This window comes from Mesorhizobium sp. B3-2-1 (assembly GCF_006439515.1).
In the GTDB taxonomy this organism is placed as follows: domain Bacteria; phylum Pseudomonadota; class Alphaproteobacteria; order Rhizobiales; family Rhizobiaceae; genus Mesorhizobium.
Window position 1 is genome coordinate 84,973 of the sequence record NZ_VFTI01000008.1, and the last position, 15,275, is coordinate 100,247.

The following is a 15,275-nucleotide window of genomic DNA, read 5'->3' on the forward strand; positions in this document are numbered from 1 at the left end:
ACCATGCCCTCAGCAGCCCTCTTCGATCTTCTCCCGGATTTCGGCACCCGCGCGCAACGTGCCCGCCAGCCCCAGGCCGCCGCCGAGCAAAAGCCCGACGCGGCTGCACCGCCGGCCGATATCGGTACGCTGATCGCCGAAGCGGTTGCCCAGGCGGAGGCAACGCTCGGCGAACGGCTTGCCGCGGCCCATGAGGCAGCGCTGGAAGCGGAACGCCAGGCAAATGTCGAGGAAGCGAAGGCCTTTCTCGACAGCTTCGGTGGCGATGTCGGCAAGGCGGTGTCGTCGCGGCTCGACGCCATGGAGGCGCGCGTGACGGATCTTGTCGGCGCCACGGTCGCCCGCATCATCGGCGGCGTTGTCAGCGATGATCTGCGGAAGCGCTCGCTTGAAGCGCTCGCCGGCGCGGTCCGCGACGCCGTTGGAGATGGCGAAGCCGTGCGCATCGCCGTCCGCGGGCCGCTCCCGCTGTTCGAAACGCTGAAGGCATCGCTTCGGCCGCGCGCCGAAAATCTCGACTTCATCGAGGCGCCCGGCTTCGACCTGACGGTCACCATCGACGAAGCCGTGTTCGAGACGCGCATGGCCGAATGGTCGGCAGCACTTTCCGAGGTGTTGTCATGAGCGTCGCCGATGCCGATCATGGTAGGCACGAGATCATCATCGTGCGGCGCGGGCATGACGACCACGACGAAGGTCACCATGGCGGCGTCTGGAAGATCGCCTTCGCCGACTTCATGACCGCCATGATGTGCTTCTTCCTGGTCATGTGGCTGATCAATGCCGCCAACGAACAGACCAAGGCGGCCGTCGCCAGCTACTTCAACCCCGTCAAGCTGGTCGACCGCAATTCGAGCCGCAAAGGTCTGGAGGACCTTGGCGACGGGCCGCACGCGATCGGCACGACGGCGCAAAACCCGCAACAGGCGAAAGACAAGGCCGATCAGGGCGGCAATGGTGAGGCGGGTTCATCTGATCGCAAGCAGGACAAGCAAGAGCCAGAGCAGTCCCAACAGTCAGACGATCATCTGTTCGCCGACCCTTATGCGGTGCTCTCCGAGATTGCCACTGACACCGGCGTCATGCAAAATGTCAGCCAGAAAGGCGATGGCGGCGCGCAGAATTCCGGCCCGGCGACGGGCGCCTCGGGCGGCGCGTCCTACCGCGATCCCTTCGAGCCTGACTTCTGGTCGCAGCAGGTCGCCGTGCCGGGCGCCGAGGCCAGCGCCCAGCGTCCCCGGATCGAGGGCGATCCGCTCAAGTCCGGCGACAAGGCGGCCGAGACACAGGTCGCCAAGGTCAAGGCCGTGCCGCCGGCACCACCCATCAAGGACGCACCGCTCGAGCCCCTGGCCGGGGATGGCAAGGACGCCGCCGCGACAATGGTCAAGACCGGCGATGCCAAGACTGGCGATGCCAAGGCCGGCAACGCCGACGCTGGAGACGACAAGGCCGCGGATACGGCCAAGGCTGGCACGGCCGTCGCGAAGCAGGAGACCACAAAACCCGAGGCGGCGGACAAGGCTCCGACCGCCGCCGCTGTGAAGGCGGCAGCCAACGTCAAGCAGCAGCTCGCCGATGCCTTCAAGCCCGGTGACAAGCTGCATGACGGTGTCTCGGTCGAAGCCACCGACAAGGGTGTCGTCATCTCCATCACCGATCAGCTCGACTTCGGCATGTTCGAGGTCGGGTCGGCGGTGCCGAGCCGTGAACTGGTGTTGGCGATGGAAAAGATCGGCCGCATCGTCAACGGCCAGAAAGGCACCATCAGCATCAACGGCCACACCGATGCGCGACCTTTCCGCAGCGCCAGCTACGACAATTGGCGGCTGTCGACGGCGCGCGCGCACTCCGCCTACTACATGCTCGTGCGTGGCGGTGTCGATGAACGCCGCATCACCGAGGTTGCCGGCTTCGCGGATCGCCAGCCCAAGGATCCGGCAGACCCAATGTCGGCGGCCAACCGCCGCATCGAAATCCTGATGGCGACCGGCGGATGAAGCGGGCGGCGCTGACCAGCCGCCTGACAGGCCTGTTGCTGCTGCTGGCCGCGGCGTATCCGTCGGCGGGCCTCGCCCAGGATACGCTGCAGCCTTATCAGCTGGTACGTTCGTTGCAGCTTGTCCAGGACCGCATCGCGGCCGGCGACCACGCCGCGATGCCGATGCAGGCCAAGCTGCTCGAGATGACCGATGCGCGCTTGCGCGCGGCGGATGCCGACGATTTCAAGGATCCCAGGAATTTTCGCGCGCTCCTGGTCTACGGCATGAGCGGCGGCAATCCGGTGACCGTCGAGGCGGCCGTATCGCGCGCCGCCTCCGATCCGCGGAACCTTGCCATAGCCAAGGGTGTGATCGACTATCTGAACGGCCGGCCCGGCGAGGCGATCGAAGCCCTGAGGCCGATCGACCCGATGGCCCTGCCAGGCGATCTCGGCGCGTTCCTCGCCTTGGTCAAAGGGTCGCTGCTTGCCACGGACCAGCCGGCGCTTGCGCTCACGCTGCTCGATGATGCCAGGCTGCTCAGCCCCGGCACTCTGGTCGAGGAGGCGGCTTTGCGGCGCTCGGTCGGCATTGCCGTGACGCAAGGCGACGCGGCACGGTTCGCGCTTGCCTCCACCCAATATGTCGAGCGCTATCTCTATTCGCCCTATGCAAGCCAGTTCGCCGACTCCTTCGTCTCCGGCGTCATCGCACTGCATATGTCGATCAGCCAGGACAAGCTCGCCGACATCACCTCTATGATGGATCCCGAGCGCGAGAAGGTGATCTATCTGCGCATCGCTCGCCGCGCCGCGATTGACGGCATGACCGACTTGTCGGCCTTCGCCTCGACACGGGCCGAACAGGGTCGCGACGGCAACACCAACCAGGGCGATCCGCGCGCCCTGCTCTATTCCAGCCTGTCCACGGTGACCTCCGATACCATCGAGGATGTGCGCGCCAAACTGGGCAAGATCGACCGCAGCAAATTGTCGGATGGCGACCGCGCCTTGCTCGACGCGGCCCAGACCATCGCCGGCGAAGTGGTGGCGCCGCCTGCCTCCCCTCCGGCCGCAGATCCGGCGCCCGCCCCGGTCGCGCCATCGCCCGAACCCGAGATTGCGGCCGCGTCGCCCACCGATGCCGCCGGATTGCCGCCTGTCGAGGGCGCCGTCTCCGAACAGCCGGCCGTCGCGCCATCCCTGGAAGCGGCAGCGGCTGCGCCGAGCGCACCCACGCCCGCAACCGACGCGGCAACCGTCCTGCCGGCATCTGCACCGGCGACCTCGGCCAGCGCCGACACCACAGACCCGACCGACGCCGCCATGACGAAAACCCGTCGACAGCTAGACCTGATCGACCAGATGCTTGGAGCCGCCCCGAAATGACCCCCAGCCTCGGCCCGGCCCTGCCAGGATTTACCGCCGCGCGCACGGCCGAGCAGCCGGCCGCGTCTGGAAAGAAGGACGACGCCAGCTTCGGCGAGATGGTGCACGGCGGTGCGAACCCTACTCATTCGGAAAAGCAGCCACCGGCCGAGGCAGGCTCTCGCGATCCGCGTTGGAGCAGACTTGCTGCGGACCTTGCTGCAAAGGAAGGTAAGGACGAGCCGATGCCCACGGGCAAGACAAGGACCACGCCAAGCGGATCGTCTGCCGCGAAATCCATGAAGGACGGCAAGGACGCCAGGGCGGACAAGGATGCCGATGCCGACGCGCCGGTCGCCGAACCGGGCGCGACGGCGCTCGACGAGCATCTGTCGCTGCTGATGGCGTTTCATGACCTGCGCCATTTCTCGACATCGGCCAAATCGGCCGACCCGAGCGAAGCAGGACAGGGCGCGGCTGTCGTTGGACAGCTTCCGCCGAAGGCCTATCGGCAGAAATCCGCCGCTGACGGTCTCGAACCCATATCCAAGCCTGAGCGGGTATCGCTCGTCGACGGACCGTTGACCAAACTCGACGGTCAGTTCGTCCGCGACACCCCCGTCGCGCCGAAACACGACAATACCATCGCGGCCGGCCCCCTGCCCGAGGCGCCCGCGGAGGTGCCGGGCGTGAAGACGGAACACGCGCCGCCGCAGCTGAAATCCATCGCCGACCTTCAGTCCTCATTGCGGTCCGAGCCGGGAAGACAACAGTCGGCGGCGGCACGCATCGACGTGGTTTCCGAACGCAGCTTTCCCGCGCCGCCGCAGGCGCCGATGAGCCAGGCAGCCCTCAACGTGATCGGCGCCATTTCAGCCGATGGCGGCCCGAACCAGCCGCTTTCCACGGCTTCCGCGACCGCTCAACTGACGGCCTCTGTTGCCGTTCCGACACATGTGTTGAAGATCGAACTTCACCCGGCCGAACTGGGTATGGTCACCGCCCATCTTCGGCTCTCTGGAGAACAACTGTCGATTGAATTGAAGCCCGAAACACACGATGCCTATCGCCGGCTTTCCAGCGACAGCGAGGCGATCGGCAAGTCGCTGCGCGGACTGGGCTTCGAGGTTGATAAGGTCACCATCCTGCAACCTTCGGTAGCAGCTCCCTCTGCAACCCGGACGGATACAATCGCCTCCGTCAGCGCTGCACCGGGCCGCGATCCATCATCCTTCCAGCCTGGAAATTCCGGCGGCGGCAATAGCGGAGCCGGCGGCCAGCAGTCGGGTCAGCAATCCGCAAGGGGTAACCATCATGAAGCGCAAGCACACGGCCGCGCCGCTTCGCCTTCTCGCGAGCGCGCTGGCGGCGATATCTTTATCTAGCCTCGCGAGCAGCGCTGGCGCCGCCACCAATCCTTGCGAACCCGAGATCCTGCGTGCCGCCGACCGCTATGGCGTGCCCGCCGGTATCCTCTATGCCGTCGGGTTGACGGAAACCGGCAACAAAGGCAGTCTTCAGCCCAACGCATTGAATATAGAGGGGAAAGCAGTCTTCCCGACAAGCCGGACCGAAGCCCTTGCCGCCTTCGCCAACGCCCAGCGCGAGGGTAAGACGCTGATCGATCTCGGCTGCATGCAGATCAACCATCACTACCATGCCTCGCATTTCCGCAGCGTCGAGGACATGCTCGACCCACGCCAGAACGTCGACTACGCGGCCCGCTTCCTGGCCAGCCTCCATGCCCGCCACGAGACGTGGTCGATGGCCGTCGCCCGCTATCATGCCGGTCCCGACAACGATCCGGCGCAGAAGGTCTATGTCTGCAGGGTGATCGCCAACATGGTGGCCACCGGCTTTGGCAAATGGACCGCGAACGCCCGCGCCTTCTGCAACCCCTAAGCGCATTTTCTCCTGCTAATACATCGATCCCCTGACACGAAGCGGGTAGTACGACTTCGTCACGAGTTGGACCGGTAAGCATATCTGGCGGCATGCTAATGCAACCGATGCGATTCCAGACTCCCAAGAAACTAGTTACAAGAAATGATGGTTGTTCAGGATTCCCGCCAGCGGATACGCCTTTCCCCACGGGGCAGATGTGCTGATTCGGAGGCGGGGCCGATGATCGTTATCGTTGACGAGCGAGAGCTCGTGACAGAGGGCTATAATTCACTTTTCGACCGCGAGGGGATCGCCTGCGCCGGTTTCGCGCCGGGCGAATTCGGCGAGTGGGTCAACTCGGCCGCCGACACCGATCTGCGTTCGGTCCGGGCCTTCCTGATCGGCGACTGCCGTGACGGCGCGATCTCGCCGCGCCAGATCCGCGACCGCACCGGAGCTCCGGTCATTGCGCTCAGCGAGCAGCATTCGCTGGAAAACACGCTGCGGTTGTTCGAGAGCGGCGTCGACGATGTCATCCGCAAGCCGGTGCACATCCGCGAAATCCTGGCCCGCATCACCGCCATCCGCAGACGCGCCAGCGAGGACGTCGCCTACACCGAGATCGGGGCCATGCGCATCTTCATGGACGGCCGCGATCCCGAGATCGACGGCCAGCCGCTGCCCTTGCCGCGCCGCGAGCGCCGTATCCTGGAATATCTGGCGAGCAATCGCGGCCGCCGCGTCACCAAGACCCAGGTGTTCAACGCCATCTACGGCATCTTCGACGAAGAGGTCGAGGAGAACGTGGTGGAAAGCCACATCAGCAAGTTGCGCAAGAAACTGCGCGAGAAGCTGGGCACTGACCCGATCGATTCCAAGCGCTTCCTCGGCTACCGGCTCGTGTTCTGATGCGGCACCGCGCCAGCCTCGCGCAAGACAGGACGCGTAGCCTCGAAGCCAGCGGCATGGATATTGCGGAGACATCTCGATGAGCCTCTACGGAATGATGCGGACCGGCGTTTCCGGCATGAATGCCCAGGCAAACCGCCTGTCGACGACGGCCGACAACATCGCCAACTCCGACACCACCGGCTACAAGCGGTCTTCGGCCGAATTTTCGACGCTGATCATGCCGTCGACCGGCGGCGCCTATAATTCCGGCGGCGTCACCACGACGATCCGCCAGGCGGTGAGCGATCCGGGCGTGCTTCAATACACGACCTCGGTCTCCGACCTTGCCGTCAGCGGCGATGGCTTCTTTGTGGTCCAGGACCCGAGCGGCACGCCTTTCCTGACCCGCGCCGGCGCCTTCGTTCCCGATGCCCAGGGCCGGCTGGTCAATGCCGCCGGTTTCCAGCTGATGGCCTACAGCTATGCCAACGGCACGCCGGCGGCGACGGTCAACGGCTTCGAAGGTCTCGAGCCGGTTGTCATCTCCGACCAGGGACTGACCGCGACGCCGAGCACCCAGGGTAATTTCAGCGGCAATCTGCCGGCAGGTGCGACGCCGGTCGCCGCCGGCAACCTGCCCAGCACGAACTCGGCGGGCGCGCAGTACACTTCGAAATCGTCGATGGTCGCCTATGACAATCTCGGCAACAAGAAGCTGCTCGACGTCTATTTCACCAATACCGGTGCCGGCACCTGGGAGGTGGCGGTCTTCGACCAATCGAAGGCGACGGCCGGAACTGGCTTCCCCTACGCTGCCGGCGGTGCCCTGGGCACGGCCAACCTGACCTTCGATACCACGACCGGCAAGCTCACCGGCACCCCGACCGACGTTTCATTCACAGTACCGGGCGGCGCCAGCCTCGACCTCGATCTGTCGAAGCTGACCCAGCTCGGCACCGGCTTCACCGTCTCCGACGCACAGGTCAACGGCAACGCGCCGAGCACCATCGACAAGGTGCAGATCAGCAAGGACGGCACCATCTACGCCCAGTACAAGGACGGCACCTCCAAGCCGCTCTACAAGATTCCGCTGGCCGACGTGCAGAGCCCCGACCAGCTCAAGGCGCTGCCTGGCAATGTCTACGCCCAAGGCACCGACTCCGGTGCGATCCGTGTCGGTTTTGCCAACGAAGGCAAGCTTGGTTCGATCATTTCCGGCGCACTCGAAAATTCCAACGTCGATATCGCGGAGGAATTGACCGACATGATCGCGGCTCAGCGCAGTTACACCGCCAATTCCAAAGTCTTCCAGACCGGGTCCGATCTGATGGACGTCCTCGTCAACCTGAAGAGATAAACCGGGCTCCGCCCGTGAAAGACCAGCATGTCGCTTTCCTCCGCACTGAGCATCGCCCAATCGGCGCTTCTGGCCACCTCGCGGCAGACAAGCGTCGTCACGCGCAACGTGGCAGACGCCGACAATCCGAACTATTCGCGCCGCATCGCGCTGGTCACCAGCACGACGCCCGGCGCGCGTTCGGTTGATGTCCAGCGTGCAGCCAACGACCTGCTGTTTCGCCAGAACCTCGGCGCTCTGTCCGCCTACGCCGGCCAGAACGCGCTCTACGGCGGCATGGACCAGCTCGACGTTTCAGTGAATGGCGTCGACAACGCCTCCTCACCTTCGACCGCCATCGCCAACCTGCAGCAGGCGCTGCAGCTATACGCCACCTCGCCGTCCAACCAGAATCTTGGCTCGAGCGTCATCGACGCGGCCAAACAGGTCGTGCGGTCCCTGAATGAGGGCTCCAAGGCCATTCAGGATTTTCGTACCCAGACCGACGGCCAGATCGATACCGCCGTCAAGGATCTCAACTCGCTGCTCAACCAGTTCCAGGACGCCAACACGGCGGTCATGTCCGGAACCCGTTCCGGCACCGACGTTTCCGATGCGCTCGACCAACGCGACGCATTATTGAAGAAGATCGCCAATTACATTCCGGTATCGACCTTCACGCGTGGCGACAACGACATGGTCATCACCACGGGTGACGGCACGACGTTGTTCGAGACGATCCCACGCGCCGTCAGCTTCGCCCCATCTACGGGCTATGCCGCGGGTGCGGCCGGCAACGCGGTCTACATCGACAACGTACCGGTCTCGGCGGGCAGCGGCGGCAACACCACCGCCAGCGGCACGATTGCCGGCCTGCTGCAATTGCGCGACGGCGTCGCCTCGACCATGCAGAGCCAGCTCGACGAAACCGCCCGCGGCCTTATCACCGCCTTTGCCGAAACCGCACCGTCGATGCCCAACGCGGCGGGCCTGTTCACCTGGTCGGGCGCACCGGCAGTGCCAGCCGCGGGCACGCTCGTCGATGGCCTTGCTGGAACGATCAAGATCAACGCAGCGATGGATCCCAGCACTGGCGGCAACCCGACATTGCTGCGTGACGGCGGCGCCAACGGCGCCGCCTATGTCGTCAACACTGGCGGGGCCTCATACTCCAACCTTCTGGTCGCCTATGGCGACCAGCTCGACAAGCCGATGACGTTCGATCCCTCGGCCGGGATCTCGGCAACCTCCAGCGTTGCCGACTACGCCGCCAATTCGATTGGCTGGTTGCAGGGTGTTCGCCAGCAGGCTTCGACCGCAGCCGACGCCAAGGAAGCCCTGGCACAGCGCAGTGCCGATGCCTTGTCCAACGCAACCGGAGTCAATGTCGATCAGGAGATGTCGCTGATGCTCGACCTCGAGCACACCTATCAGGCATCCGCCCGCATGATGAAGACCGTCGACGACATGATGACGGCTCTGTTGAACGCGGTGGGATAAGCCATGACCTTTGTCTCCTCTGCTGCCCTTACGAATGCCATGCGCTATCAGCAGATGCGCATGCAGGCCGATCTCGTCAAAGCCACGAAGGAGTCCTCGACCGGCAAGGTCGCCGACGTCGGTCTGGCACTTGGTGGGCGTACCGCACAGTCCGTCACCTTTTCGCGCGACCTCGACCGGCTCAACGTCATTGTCGATTCCAACGGACTGGTGGCCGCCCGGCTCTCATCGACCCAGACCTCGCTCGGCCAACTCTCCAACGTCGCGCAGACTTTCCTGTCCAGCCTGACCACCGCATCGTCGGGCGACAACACCGACAGCCTGACCCAATCGACCGGCCAGACAACCATCCAGCAGCTTACGTCGATCCTCAACACCAGCGTCAACGGCGAATATCTGTTCGCCGGCACAAACACCGACGTCAAGCCCATCAACGATTTCACGGCCGCCGGCTCTCCCGCCAAGGCCGCCTTTGACGCCTCCTTCGTCGCCAAGTTCGGCTTCACGCCCAATGACCCGGCCGCGGCCAACATCACCGCGGCCCAGATGGATGATTTCATCACCAACGATGTCACGCCGCAGTTCCTCGGCGCGGGCTGGCAGACCAACATGTCGAACGCGACCGACCAGCAGATCGTCAGCCGCATCGCGCTCAACGAAACCACCGAGACCTCGACCGGCGCCAACAGCGACGGCATCAGGAAGCTTGCCATGGCGGCCGCCTTGGTCTCCAGCCTGATGTCCACCAATATCAGCCAGGCGGCGAAGGACAGCATCGTCGACCATTCGCAGAAACTGGTCGGCGAGGCGCTGAGCGGCATCGCGCAGGTGCAATCCCAGACCGGCATCGTCCAGAAGCGCGTCTCCGACGCCAGCGACCGTATGAAGACGCAGATCGACCTGTTCGAACGGCACATTCTGGATCTCGAAGCAGTCGATCCGGCGGAAGCAGCGACCCGCGTCGCCGACCTGACGCAGCATATCGAGACGTCTTTCGCTCTGACGGCGCGCCTGCAGCAGCTCAGCCTGTTGAATTACCTGACCTGACACCTCTAGCGGAACGGTAGAGCCAACAATGTACCAATTCTCCTACGCCGACGTTCAGAGCACCTCCGTCGCGGACGCCAAGGACCGCGAACGGGAGCTGCTGACCCGCTCGATCGACATGCTGTCGGCCGCCGCCGCGGCCGGTCAGGCTTCGATGGAGGCCGTGGAGGCGCTGCATTTCACCAATCGCGTCTGGACCACCTTCGTCGAGGATCTTGGCTCCAGCGACAACGCACTCCCAAAGGAATTGCGCGCCAACCTGATTTCCATCGGCCTGTGGCTGTTGCGCGAGGCCGAGGACATCCGCCAGGGCCGCACCGACAATTTCGAGGGGCTGATCGAAGTGTCCCAGATCATCCGCGACGGCATTCAATGACCAACACGCTGAAGATCTCGCTGAAGCCCAACGAGAAGATCTACATCAACGGCGCCGTCATCCGTGTCGACCGCAAGGTCACCGTCGAGCTGATGAACGACGTGCAGTTCCTGCTCGAAAGCCATGTGATCCAGGCCGACGAGGCGTCGACGCCATTGCGGCAGCTCTATTTCATCGTGCAGGTCATGCTGATGAACCCCGCTGGTGCCGATGAAGCCCGCGAGATGTTCCGCCGCTCGCTGCCGCTGCTTATTGCAAGTTTCGAAGACGCCGAGATCGGCAGCGCGCTGAAACAGGTCGACCGCATGGTCGGCGAGGATCACATCTACGAGGCCTTGAAGGCGATCCGTTCGCTTTATCCTCTCGAACGCCGCGCGCTTGGCGGCAATGACGATATTCCGGGCGCCGCGCGCCAGCTGGCCGTAGGAGCACGATACTAATGACCGTAGATATGACGACGACGGTACCGGTTGGCGCCAACCAGACCACCACGCAGACCGCCAAGACCGCTGTCGACTATAACTCGTTCCTGAAACTTCTGATCGCCGAGATGAAGAACCAGGATCCGACCAAGCCGATGGATTCGACGCAGTACGTCGCCCAGCTCGCCACCTTCTCGCAGGTCGAGCAGTCGGTGCAGACCAACACCAAGCTCGACCAGATCATGCAGTCGTCGGCGCTGTCGCAGGCCGACGCTCTCATAGGCCGCAACATCACCTCGGCCGATGGTAAGACCACGGGCACGGTGGCGTCGGTGACGCTTGGCAGCAACGGCCTGATCGCAGTGCTGCAGGATGGCACCACGGTCCCCGTCGGCGCGGGCGTATCGATCAAGCCGGCGAGCTAGGCCGACCGCCAACATGAACGAGGCCGACGCACTCGATATCGTCCAGTACGCGGTGTGGACGGTGCTGACGGCATCCGCGCCGGTGGTGCTGGTCGCAATGGCCGTCGGCATCGGCATCGCCTTGATCCAGGCATTGACACAGGTCCAGGAAATCACCTTGACCTTCGTGCCCAAGATCGTCGCCATCATGCTGGTGGTGGCGCTTACGGGCCCGTTCATCGGCGGCCAGATATCGGCCTTCACCAATGTCATCTTCGAGCGCATCCAGAACGGTTTCTGAGCGATTCCAGAAAGGATGCTCGGCGCCTTCCGGCACAGGCGTGTGGCCCTTCGCTATCCCCTTGTTGGACCATGATCTTCCCCGCAAGGCATTCGCCCTTTGCGCCGCGATGCCATAGTTTCGGCAAATCATGCGGGGAAACGGATCACCGCAAGGATCAGCGCGCCGTGGCAGGAACCGCCCATGATTGACGAAAAGCCGGATAGCGAAAGCGTCTCGGCGCTGGCGCCGTTCCGGCATGGCATCTTCCGCGCCGTGTGGGGCGCAAGCCTCGTCTCCAATTTCGGCGGCTTGATCCAGGGTGTCGGCGCCGCCTGGATGATGACCACCATCGCCACCTCGCCGTATCAGGTCGCCCTGGTCCAGGCCTCGACCACCTTGCCGATCATGCTATTCGCGCTTGTCGCCGGCGCCATCGCCGACAGTTTCGACCGCCGCAAGGTGATGCTGGTCGCCCAGACATTCATGCTGGTCGTTTCGGCGCTTCTGACCGCCTTCACCTATTTGGACCTGATCACGCCGTGGACGCTGCTGGCCTTCACCTTCCTGATCGACAGCGGCACGGCGCTCAACAGCCCGTCATGGCAGGCCTCCGTCGGCGACATCGTTCCGCGCAACAAGGTGCCCGCCGCCGTGGCGCTGAATTCCATGGGCTTCAACCTGACCCGCAGCGTCGGCCCGGCCATCGGCGGCATCATCGTCGCGGCTGCCGGTGCGGCCGCCGCCTTCGCGGCGAACGCGGTGAGCTATGTCGGCCTCATCGTCGTGCTGGCACGCTGGAAGCCGGATGTACCGGTCTCGGCCCTGCCGCGCGAGTCATTGGGAGCCGCCATGGGCGCGGGCCTGCGCTACGTCGCCATGTCGCCCAACATCGGCAAGGTGCTGGTCAGGGGCGCGGCCTTTGGCTTCAGCGCCGGCGCGGTGCTGGCGCTGCTGCCGCTGGTGGCCCGCGACGTCGTCAGGGGCGACGCGCTGACCTACGGCATCATGCTGGGCGCCTTCGGCATCGGCGCGGTCGGCGGCGCGCTGATCAGCGTGCGGCTGCGGCAGTTGCTCTCCAGCGAGACGATGGTGCGCTGCGCCTTCGCTGGTTTCGCTGCCTGCGCCTTCAACGCCGCCATCAGCCAGCATGCCTGGCAGACGTCGCTCGGCCTGCTGGTCGGCGGTGCCTGCTGGGTGATCGCGCTATCCCATTTCAACGTGACGGTGCAGATGGCAACGCCGCGTTGGGTGGTCGGCCGGGTTCTCTCGGTCTACCAGACCGCCACCTTCGGCGGCATCGCGCTGGGCAGCTGGATCTGGGGTGTCGTCGCCGATGCGCATGGTGCCGAGACGGCGCTGATCGCCGCGGCCATCGCCATGCTCGCCGGCGGCGCCGTCGGCCTCGTGCTGCCGCTGCCGCAACAGCAGGTGCTCAACCTCGACCCGCTCAATCGCTTCAAGGAACCGCATCTCGCCCTCGACCTCAAGCCGCGCAGCGGCCCGATCGCCATCATGATCGAATATGTGATCCGGCACGAGGACGAGGCGGAATTCCTCGCCACCATGGCCGAACGTGGCCGCATCCGCCGCCGTGACGGTGCCCGCAACTGGACGCTGGCGCGCGATCTCGAAAATCCGTCGATCTGGATCGAGCATTACCACACGCCGACCTGGCTCGAATATGTCAGGCACAACGGCCGCATCACCCATGCCGACGCCATTGTCGGCGAACGCTTGCGGGCGCTGCACTCAGGCGATGAGCCGCCGCGCGTGCGACGCGTGATCGAACGCCCGACAACCGCCGGCACGGCATTGGTGCCTGCCAAGGGACCGATCGAGCACTGACGAGTTCGGAAACCGCAGGCGCGCCTATCCCTCGCCCGACAGGTCTCGCCGCGCCTTTTCGAGTTCCTCGGCATAGCGCCGCATCAAATGGCCCTCGGTCAGAAGCCCGAGCACGATGTGGTCGGCGAAGTCCTCGACCACGGCCAGTTCCTCGGCCCCGGCGCGCTGGAACGTCTCAGCGGCAGTCTGCACGTTCATGCTGGGCACCAGGACGGCATCCTTGTACTGGGCAAGATCGCGCACTGGCACCTCGCCCCCGGAAGGATCGCTGTGCAGTTCGGCCACGATCAGCATGCCGACATATTCGTCTCCCGGGTCGACGGCGATCACGCGCTGGGCCGACCCCAGCGGGAACTCCTTGCGGAAGGCGGCCAGCGTGGTCGACGCCTCGATGGTCTTGATGTCCTCGCGCATCATCGAGCCGACGGTCAGGCTGCGCATCCAGCCGACATCGTGGGCGCTGCGGATCGTCTCGCCGCGCAGGTGGAAGCGCCAGGTAGAGAACGAATAGCCGAAGGTTTCGCGCACCAGAATCGCCGCCATGATCGAAGCGGCCAGCACCACGCCGGTGAGCGTCAGGTCGCGGGTCGATTCCAGCGCCAGGAAGGTCATGGTCAGCGGACCGCCGACGACACCGACGGCAAGCGACGTCATGCCGACGACGGCGGCGACCGAGGGGTCGATGCCGGTCGCCGGCGAGACGAGCGCCATGACACCGGCGAACGCCTTGCCGAGCAGCGCGCCGAGGAACAGCGAGGCGAAGAACAGTCCGCCGCGAAAACCCGAGCCCAGAGAGATGGCCGACGCCGCCAGCTTCAGCACGAAGACGCTGGCCACCACCGCCAGCCCGTAATTCATGGCGAACTCGCGGTGCAGCGCGCCGTGGCCGCTGGACAGGACCTGCGGCGTGATCAGGCCGAGGAGGCCGACTAGGACACCGCCGATGACGGGCCGCAGCGAGGCATCGATCGAAAGCCTGTTGAAACCGCGCTCGATCAGCGTCACCAGTTGCATGATGGCGATTGAGGCCGCGCCGCCGAGCAGGCCGAGCAGAAGGAATGGCACATATTGGCTGGCTGTGAGTTGCGGCAACCCTGAAAGCTCGAGCGGGAACGGTACGCCGCCGAATACTTCCGCCGTCAGCGACGCCGAGACCGCGGCCGTCATGACAGGCGCGACATTGGCGACCGAGTAGATGCCGATGACCAGCTCGAAACCGTAGAAGGCGCCGGTCAGCGGCGCATCGAAGGCGGCTGATATGGCGCCGGCGGCGCCACAGCCGACCAGGATGCGGACATCGTTGCGGCGCAACCGGAAGGCGCGCGCCAGCCGCGAGGCGACACCGGAGCCGACCTGCGTATAGCCGGCCTCCAGGCCGACGGAGGCGCCGAAGCCGCTGGAAATCATCGTCTGCACGACGATGATGAAGGTGTCGGTCAGCGACATGCGCCCGCCATAGAGCGCGTTGGCCTCGATCGGGTCGACCGGCGTGCGGAATTTCCGAAGCCTCAGCCAGACCACCGATATCCCGAGCAGGATGCCGCCGATCGCGGGGATCAGCGCCTGCACTGGATTGCCAAGCGAGAACATGCCCGACAGCCGCCCGCCGGGCTGGACACCGAACAGCAGCCCGTGCAGGTCCTGCACAATCTGGCTCATCGAGGTAACCAGTATGCCGGCCATGACGCCGACAACGCCCGCCATGATGACCACGGCGATGCCGCGCGCCTCCAGGAGAGGGACTGACCTCAAAAGCACCGCGCGCAACCGGCGGGCGTAGACTTGGGGTTGGTTTCTGGAAAGCACCGGGACGGCTCGCCGATATCAAAGGCAAAGGAAGACCCGCCTGATACGCCGGGCGGCACGTCGTGACAACCACAATGCCGACATCAAAGGCGCCAATATGGCCGCGATACCGCCCGATCCGGCTTTTCTCGC

The 15,275-nt window shown here is 64.8% G+C and carries 15 protein-coding genes; 14 read left to right on the forward strand and 1 reads right to left on the reverse strand.

The genetic code is table 11. The features are described from left to right. The first annotated feature begins 3 nt into the window (after nucleotides 1–3). From FJW08_RS10815 to FJW08_RS10880, 14 genes are all read left to right on the forward strand, one after another. The gene (locus tag FJW08_RS10815; protein ID WP_140810524.1) at nucleotides 4–624 is read left to right on the forward strand and encodes a hypothetical protein; all 621 of its coding nucleotides are present in this window, start codon (nucleotides 4–6) and stop codon (nucleotides 622–624) included. Next, nucleotides 621–2,000 (forward strand): MotB family protein, encoded by a 1,380-nt coding sequence (locus FJW08_RS10820; protein ID WP_140810525.1) that lies wholly within the window; start codon nucleotides 621–623, stop codon nucleotides 1,998–2,000. The genes FJW08_RS10815 and FJW08_RS10820 overlap by 4 nt, the downstream gene beginning before the upstream one ends. Beyond that, nucleotides 1,997–3,370, forward strand: a complete 1,374-nt coding sequence (locus FJW08_RS10825; protein WP_140810527.1) for a chemotaxis protein MotC — start codon at nucleotides 1,997–1,999, stop codon at nucleotides 3,368–3,370. The genes FJW08_RS10820 and FJW08_RS10825 overlap by 4 nt, the downstream gene beginning before the upstream one ends. After that, complete coding sequence (locus tag FJW08_RS10830; RefSeq protein WP_140810528.1) at nucleotides 3,367–4,734, forward strand: flagellar hook-length control protein FliK; 1,368 nt, start codon at nucleotides 3,367–3,369, stop codon at nucleotides 4,732–4,734. Before FJW08_RS10825 ends, FJW08_RS10830 begins: the two co-directional genes overlap by 4 nt. Beyond that, nucleotides 4,664–5,251 (forward strand): transglycosylase SLT domain-containing protein, encoded by a 588-nt coding sequence (locus FJW08_RS10835; RefSeq protein ID WP_181178322.1) that lies wholly within the window; start codon nucleotides 4,664–4,666, stop codon nucleotides 5,249–5,251. Before FJW08_RS10830 ends, FJW08_RS10835 begins: the two co-directional genes overlap by 71 nt. Before the next feature lie 222 nt (nucleotides 5,252–5,473). After that, nucleotides 5,474–6,142 carry a response regulator transcription factor gene (locus FJW08_RS10840; protein WP_015315897.1) on the forward strand — a complete coding sequence of 223 codons (669 nt, stop codon included), beginning with the start codon at nucleotides 5,474–5,476 and terminating at the stop codon, nucleotides 6,140–6,142. A 79-nt stretch (nucleotides 6,143–6,221) separates the two neighbouring features. Then, complete coding sequence (locus FJW08_RS10845; RefSeq protein ID WP_140810529.1) at nucleotides 6,222–7,481, forward strand: flagellar hook protein FlgE; 1,260 nt, start codon at nucleotides 6,222–6,224, stop codon at nucleotides 7,479–7,481. Between the two features lie 27 nt (nucleotides 7,482–7,508). After that, nucleotides 7,509–8,960 (forward strand): flagellar hook-associated protein FlgK, encoded by a 1,452-nt coding sequence (gene flgK / locus FJW08_RS10850; RefSeq protein ID WP_140810530.1) that lies wholly within the window; start codon nucleotides 7,509–7,511, stop codon nucleotides 8,958–8,960. A gap of 3 nt (nucleotides 8,961–8,963) precedes the next feature. After that, nucleotides 8,964–10,007 (forward strand): flagellar hook-associated family protein, encoded by a 1,044-nt coding sequence (locus FJW08_RS10855; protein ID WP_140755946.1) that lies wholly within the window; start codon nucleotides 8,964–8,966, stop codon nucleotides 10,005–10,007. A 28-nt stretch (nucleotides 10,008–10,035) separates the two neighbouring features. After that, nucleotides 10,036–10,383: a flagellar biosynthesis regulator FlaF gene (gene flaF, locus FJW08_RS10860; RefSeq protein WP_140755948.1), complete on the forward strand. Its 348-nt coding sequence runs from the start codon at nucleotides 10,036–10,038 to the stop codon at nucleotides 10,381–10,383. Further along, nucleotides 10,380–10,823: a flagellar biosynthesis repressor FlbT gene (flbT, locus tag FJW08_RS10865; protein ID WP_140810531.1), complete on the forward strand. Its 444-nt coding sequence runs from the start codon at nucleotides 10,380–10,382 to the stop codon at nucleotides 10,821–10,823. The genes flaF and flbT overlap by 4 nt, the downstream gene beginning before the upstream one ends. After that, a complete protein-coding gene (gene flgD / locus FJW08_RS10870; RefSeq protein WP_140755952.1) occupies nucleotides 10,823–11,230 on the forward strand; it encodes a flagellar hook assembly protein FlgD in 408 nt (135 codons plus the stop codon). The genes flbT and flgD overlap by 1 nt, the downstream gene beginning before the upstream one ends. 13 nt (nucleotides 11,231–11,243) lie before the next feature. Continuing rightward, nucleotides 11,244–11,510: a flagellar biosynthesis protein FliQ gene (fliQ, locus tag FJW08_RS10875; RefSeq protein WP_013893193.1), complete on the forward strand. Its 267-nt coding sequence runs from the start codon at nucleotides 11,244–11,246 to the stop codon at nucleotides 11,508–11,510. Nucleotides 11,511–11,693: 183 nt separating this feature from the next. Next, complete coding sequence (locus FJW08_RS10880) at nucleotides 11,694–13,337, forward strand: MFS transporter (RefSeq protein ID WP_140810533.1); 1,644 nt, start codon at nucleotides 11,694–11,696, stop codon at nucleotides 13,335–13,337. 24 nt (nucleotides 13,338–13,361) lie between these two features. On the opposite strand, the gene FJW08_RS10885 is transcribed toward FJW08_RS10880, so the two are convergent. Next, nucleotides 13,362–15,143, reverse strand: a complete 1,782-nt coding sequence (locus FJW08_RS10885; RefSeq protein ID WP_140810534.1) for a chloride channel protein — start codon at nucleotides 15,141–15,143, stop codon at nucleotides 13,362–13,364. Nucleotides 15,144–15,275: the final 132 nt, after the last annotated feature.